Below are 6,144 nucleotides of genomic sequence, written 5' to 3' on the forward strand. Positions count from 1 at the left end.
TTACCATGACATCTGTCCGCAATGGAACTACACTATCTATCCGAGAGTAAATGTAAATCCTATATGAATCGGGAGGTTATTTTTTTACGAGCCCTTAGCTGGGCAGTCCATAGAAACGCTTGGCGTTTTCGTGGAAGAGCTTGTGCTTATCATCATTGGGGAGCGCTTTCACGATCTCGTTGAGCGTCTCGACCCAGCCGCGAAAGCTTGACGTCAAGTTGCAGACGGGCCAGTCGCCACCAAACATCACACGGTCTATTCCAAATGCCTCGATCGTGGGGAGAACCACGGGGGTGAGCGCTTTGGTGGCACTCATGCCTGGCTTGACAGTCTTGATAATGCCGGAGACCTTGCAGACAATATTAGGACGCTTGGCAAGCTCTTTCATATCCTTGGCCCACTGCGCCTGGTTGGGGTTGGCTGCCATGCCGTTGCCACAATGATCCAAAACAAACCGAGTCTTGGGGCACTTGTCTACCAGCTTTGCCGCATCCGAAAGCTCAGTCGGGCGGATGCAGATATCAAAGCTTAACCCGAGCTCGCCGAGAAGCTGGATGTTTTTCACGTAGGTGGGCTGAAGGCATAGACCACGCGGGGCATCGGGCACTTGTAGCACTTGCCGGACGCCTTTTAAATACGGGCTCTTCGCGAACTTCTTGACGTAGTCCGCAAACCCGGGCAGTGCGGGGCGGCAGGAGACAACCCCCGCGGCCATCACGGTCTGATGGCCGGCACAGAGTGCTTCGATGTATCTTGCCTCAGCAAGCTGCTCCTTGAGTGCGACATCTACCTCCATGTAGACTGTCTTGACGACATTCAAGCCCACCGTTGCCTTGGCGTAGTCTGTGAGAGTCATGCTGTGGTTAAGCTTTGGTTCAGACTTTAGCCACGGCGGCTGGAACTTCGTGAAGTCCCACAGGTGCTGGTGGGTATCAATGATCGGAATTATCTCTAAGTTTAAGGTGGCCATCGTCGGGAATCCTCTGTCGTTTGATTAGCGCCGATTATACCCGGAAATTAGGTTCGAAAGATGCGGCGGTAGAGATCGGTCTGGAGAAGGTTTTCAGGATCGAGCTGCTGCTTGAGTACACGGAAACGCTGGACACGCTCCTCGGCCAGATAGCTCTCCAGGCGTGCGGGGTGGAGCGTGCTGTCTTTCGCAAAGTAGAACCGCCCCCCGGCGGCAAGCACTAGTGCATCTAGCTCCGCCGCGAGCGCCCAGACCTTCGCTCGGTTTTTTGTCGTGAGCTTGAAGTCTAGGGCGAATGAGTAGCCATCTACCGAGTGGGTCATGAGAAACGGATCGGTACGATGGCGCTTGAACACTCCGAGATACGGCACGATGCCGCGCTTCTGGCAGAGCGCGAGCTGCTCAGCGAAGCATTTTTCGGCAGTCTCTTTGGGGATAAAGCTCTGGTACTGAATCAGGCCACCGGGCAGGTAGGCATACTTCCAGCCAGGGACGTAGTCCAAAAGAAAGGCAAAACCTGCATGAGTAACATCGTGCACTTTGCCCTGCGTGAGAGTCACCGACGAGAGATACTTGGCGAGGTTGACAGCGCGCATCCCGACGTTGTTGGTCAGAGGCTGGATGAATTTCCACATAATGCTCTTAGGTAGCAGGCCAAAGAGCGTGTCGGGTAGCTCCTGATGGGCAACTTGTAGAGTCTGGGCCGGAACGGTGTCCTCGCCCGGCTTCAGGTAATCCGCGCGGTGGATCTGCCCCCGTCCACTCTGCTCGCCTGCGCCAAAACAGTCTATCCAACCCACCAGATAGTCTGAGTCCACAAGGTGTTTCTCGAACTCAGTGAACATCTCGCGCCAGTTTTTGACGCCAATAGGCGTGACTCTCAGATGTCCGGAGTAGATTTTTTTAAGCTCGATCTTGAGGCGCGTGAAGACGCCCAGCATTCCAAAGCCGCCGATAGCCGCGTGAAATATCTCCGCATTCTGTTCGCGGTTGCACGTGCGTACCGTGCCGTCCGGAGCCAGCAAGTCAAACTCTAAAATATGATCACCAATAGTGCCCACTCGGAAGTTGTTCTTGCCATGAATGTTCATCGCAGCGGCCCCTGCCAGAGTCGGAAACATAGTGCCCGAGACCACGTAGGGCCACCAGCCATCGCCCAGCGTGTACTGCCAGAGCTGCTTGATTGTCACGCCCGGCTCGCACTCCGCCACGCCTTTAATTGGGTCCCACGACAAGATGCGATTCATGCGCGTGATGTCCAAAACGACGTTCTCCGCGCCCAATGACGCGTCTCCATAGGAACATCCAGAGCCGCGCAGGGCTACAAAGCGCCCGTGCCGCCGCGCTGTCTCTAGCGCCTCTTTGATGCCCTCAAGGGTTGTGGGGCGAAAGACATAGCTGGCGGTGTGCGTGTTCATGCCCCAGGCACTCACTCGCTCGATACGATCTTGGGGAAGCGGGCAGCTCAAAACTTTAGCCTTTGCATGAGCGGGGAGGGGAGGCGGCGGATAAGGAAAAAGGCGAGGGACATTGTCCAGGGAATATAGGCCACGCGCTTGCCCGCCCGTGCCGCCGCGAGAATCTGGCGTGCGGCCTCAGCGGCGGGGAGCTTCTTGCCGACATGATCCGTTGCCATCGGGGTGTCCGTGGGGCCGGGCTTGATGGTGACTACTTTAACGCCTTTGGTTCCGACTCGATTGCGCAGCGACTCCAAGTAGCACTCAAAGAAGGCTTTGGTTGCGCCATAGACGGGCTTGGGAGCGCGCCCTCGCTCGCCCGCGACGGAGCCGATTCCCACGATTGTCCCGCCACCCGCCTGCCCGAAGCGCTGCGCAGCCTCGTTGAGCCATGCCACCGCGCCCAGAATATTCACCTCCACCATCTGCTTGTCTTTGGGAAAGCAGAACTCATCGGGGCCGACAGCAGGCATGACGCCAGAGGCATAGACAACCAGATCGAGCCCCCCGAGCTCTAAACAAAGCTGCTGGAAAAGCGCGGGAATCGTGTCGAAATCGGTGACATCGTGGACGTAGGTTTTGATGCCCTCGCCCTGCGGTTCGTTGCGGCGGGCGACGGAAGCGACCTGGCAGCCGGAGGCCGCGAGCTGTAAAACCAGCTCCCGCCCAATCCCCGACGACCCCCCAATCACGATAGCCCGGTGAAATTGCTGTGACATATGCCCTAGATTATGGGCGTTTTGCCTTTTTCGCTACAGGCGTCACCGATTTTTTCTTCACAACGGGTTTCACTTTGGGTTTCGGCTTGGCGGCAGGCTGGCCGTAGAAGGTCACAGGCAGGTCTCCCGGTCGGTTGGGGGAGACATAGTCTTGCCAGCTACGGGGCACTGCCATACTGCTCGGGTCGCCATCGCTGATATAGAGCTTGCCGCTCTTCATCAGCCGGGCATAGACTTGCTCGAAATAGCCATTGTCTACCCCGATCCGATCCACTTCGCGTGGGTTGAAGCGCTTGTCGCCCGGCGCATAGGACTCGTCGCCCCAGGCTTTGAAGGCGACTAGGTTCGTGTACTGCCCCTGCGGATCCTTGAGGATGATGTCCCAGGTGCTCTTGTTCTTGGGATACGCGCCGTAGGGGACACAGAACGTGTCCATTGTGGCATCGGGAGCCAGCTTGCGGATGTCGCGCACGCAGCCCCAGACCGCCTCGCGTACCTGGGCAGCACTCATTGCGCTCATGAACTTATGGGCATAGCTGTGGTTGGAGAGCTCGTAGCCGCTTGCCACGAGCCACTGGCACTTCTTCTTCTCCAGGCCCGCCTGCCAAAAAGGGGTGGGGTTGTACGATGACTTGGGCAGGGCAAAGAATGTCCCCGCACGAGGCCACTTTTGCCCGTATTTTTTGTGGAAATCCTCCAGTATCCCGACGATACAGTTTGGATCAATTGTCCCATCTTTCTTGTAGCGGAACTGCGAGCCACGTGCATCATCGAACGTGAGGGCCACGGGCGTCATTCCTGCGGGGACGGCTTGGAGTTTTTCGGGGAGGTAGAGATCACGTGCGTTCATCGGATACCAGCCCGCCTTTGCCATCATCTCTAGGTGCTTGCGGAAGGTCTCGCCATGAATATTGAGGCCATGGGCATCGTACTTGGTGCCCGGCTCGTCTATCGAGTGGTACATGATGACCGGGATACGCCCAATCTCATTGGCCTTGAGCCTTGCCGGATCGGAGCGCTGCACGGTCGGTGTCTGCGCCCGTGCCACGCCCGAGACCGAGGCTGTAGAGAGGGCGAGGCGCTGATCGGCGATCCGTAGAGAAAAGGCGGTGCCCACGGTGGCCGCAGTGCCACTTGCCAAAAGGAGAATGAGAAGACGCTTTGGATTCATAATTTGCAACCCTCAGTGTATCAAATTAACACTAGGCAAACCAATTGAGATTTCCTATACTGCCGCCCGTGCGTGGCCTTCTAAGCCCTCGTAGCGCCCAAATATCTGGGCAGTCTCGGCCAGTGCACTTGCGGTCTCGGTATCGAAGTAGAGAATGCTGGACTTCTTGAGGAAATCGTCCACGTTCAGTGGCGACGCGAACCGTGCGCAGCCTGCCGTGGGGAGCGTATGGCTCGGCCCGGCGACATAGTCGCCCAGGGCGGCATTGGTGTGCGGCCCGAGCAGAATTGCGCCGGCATTTTCGATGCGCGGAAGCACTGCCCACGGCTCGGCGCAGAGCACGTGCAGGTGTTCTGGCGCGTACGCGTTCACCACGGAGATCGCCTGGTCTAGGTTCTCTGTAATTGCCAGAAAAGAGCGCTCTGCCAGCGCTCTACGAACAACCTCAGCGCGGGGAAGATCCGTTAGCTGGCACTCGATGGCGGTAAGGATGGCGTTGAGGAGGGGCTCGCTACAGCCTGCGAGCAGCGCGGAGTTGAGTGGGTCGTGCTCTGTCTGGCAGATGAGCTCGCGCGCCGCCGTCGCAGGGTCGGTGGTGGCATCCACCAGTACCGCGACTTCGCTCGGCCCGGCTAGCATGTCAATTCCCACTGTGCCAAAGACTTGGCGCTTGGCAAGATTAACATAGACATTGCCCGGTCCGACGATTTTATCCACGCGGGGGACGCTTGCGGTGCCGTAGGCCAGCGCACCAATCGCCTGCGCTCCGCCAATCGCATAAATCTCCGTGATGCCCGCCAGAAACGCCGCCGCCAGCGTGCCATCTGGCGGCAAACCCGTCTCTTTCGAGGGCGGCGTGGTTAGTGCACGTTCGCGCACGCCCGCCACTTTTGCGGGAATGCCCACCATCAGCACGGTGGACGGGTAGGCAGCCGCGCCGCCGGGAATGTAGATGCCGACACGCCGCAACGCGGAGATCTTCTGCCCGAGTGTCTCTCCCGCGCTCCCCAGAGTTATCCAGGATTCTTTCAATTGGCGCTGGTGAAAGTCCGCAATGCGCACCGAGGATCTCTCCATCGCCGCCCAGAGCGGGGTGGCTTCAATCCGCTCGACCGCAGATAGAATCGCCGCCTCGGGGACGCGCAGGGTGCTTGCCTCCGCGTAGTCGAAACGGCGCGTGTAGCGCAGAACTGCCTCGTCACCGTCGGCTTTGACACCCGCCAGAATCTCGCGGACGGTCTGCTCTGCCGTCTCCTGAATATCCGAAAAACGAGAATCGAAGAGGGCACGGGCGGAGTCGAGAGTGGCTCTCTCGGGAGCGGTGGGACGGAAATCTAAGCGGCGCATCGTGCGGGTATTGTACCGCGCGACTCTCGCTTCGCTCTCACTACCCGACACTTTTTTTAGTGGCTTCAAAAGCGTTTGAAATGCGGCTGCCGCTGATGTACTCTTGTACTTACCACAGCGCAGGAGTATTCCATGAGCGACAACCGCACACGCTATTGTGCCATAAAAAAGGCACTCAAGACACTTCGTCCCACAGAACTCAAAGGCAATCAAGCCAGACATCTCGATACTCTGGCCATGATCGTCGCAGGCGTCATTGGAGCCAAGAAGTGCTATTTACCCGATATGGCGCTGAAAGTCCCTACTCAAGCCAAACCCACCAGTACCATCAGAAGGATGGAAAGATTCCTAGATAATGAGGCTATTGATACCAAAAAGTATTACCTGCCCTATGTAGATACCCTCATTGCCAATCTGCCACCAGGTCCCCTTCTGCTCATTATCGACGGAAGCGAGGTGGGACGAAATTGCGTGATGCTC

Annotated in this window: 5 protein-coding genes and 1 pseudogene; 1 reads left to right on the forward strand and 5 read right to left on the reverse strand. The window is 57.8% G+C overall.

Annotated features, from left to right (window positions below; translation table 11 throughout):
• Nucleotides 1–94: 94 nt before the first annotated feature.
• Genes ACH2ED_RS10445 through hisD form a run of 5 tightly spaced genes read right to left on the reverse strand, consistent with a single transcriptional unit; the run spans nucleotide 95 to nucleotide 5,664 of the window.
• A complete protein-coding gene (locus ACH2ED_RS10445; protein ID WP_395090798.1) occupies nucleotides 95–970 on the reverse strand; it encodes an amidohydrolase family protein in 876 nt (291 codons plus the stop codon).
• 47 nt (nucleotides 971–1,017) lie between these two features.
• Nucleotides 1,018–2,439: an FAD-dependent oxidoreductase gene (locus ACH2ED_RS10450; protein WP_395090800.1), complete on the reverse strand. Its 1,422-nt coding sequence runs from the start codon at nucleotides 2,437–2,439 to the stop codon at nucleotides 1,018–1,020.
• The gene (locus ACH2ED_RS10455) at nucleotides 2,436–3,146 is read right to left on the reverse strand and encodes an SDR family NAD(P)-dependent oxidoreductase (protein ID WP_395090801.1); all 711 of its coding nucleotides are present in this window, start codon (nucleotides 3,144–3,146) and stop codon (nucleotides 2,436–2,438) included. Before ACH2ED_RS10455 ends, ACH2ED_RS10450 begins: the two co-directional genes overlap by 4 nt.
• Before the next feature lie 10 nt (nucleotides 3,147–3,156).
• Nucleotides 3,157–4,317, reverse strand: a complete 1,161-nt coding sequence (locus tag ACH2ED_RS10460; RefSeq protein WP_395090803.1) for a polysaccharide deacetylase family protein — start codon at nucleotides 4,315–4,317, stop codon at nucleotides 3,157–3,159.
• Between the two features lie 54 nt (nucleotides 4,318–4,371).
• Nucleotides 4,372–5,664, reverse strand: coding sequence for a histidinol dehydrogenase (hisD, locus tag ACH2ED_RS10465; RefSeq protein ID WP_395090804.1), 1,293 nt, complete (start codon nucleotides 5,662–5,664; stop codon nucleotides 4,372–4,374).
• A gap of 132 nt (nucleotides 5,665–5,796) precedes the next feature.
• On the opposite strand from hisD, the pseudogene ACH2ED_RS10470 reads away from it, so the two are divergent.
• A pseudogene (locus tag ACH2ED_RS10470) lies at nucleotides 5,797–6,144 on the forward strand (hypothetical protein); the annotation flags it as partial.

Source organism: Armatimonas sp. (assembly GCF_043757465.1).
Lineage (GTDB): Bacteria > Armatimonadota > Armatimonadia > Armatimonadales > Armatimonadaceae > Armatimonas.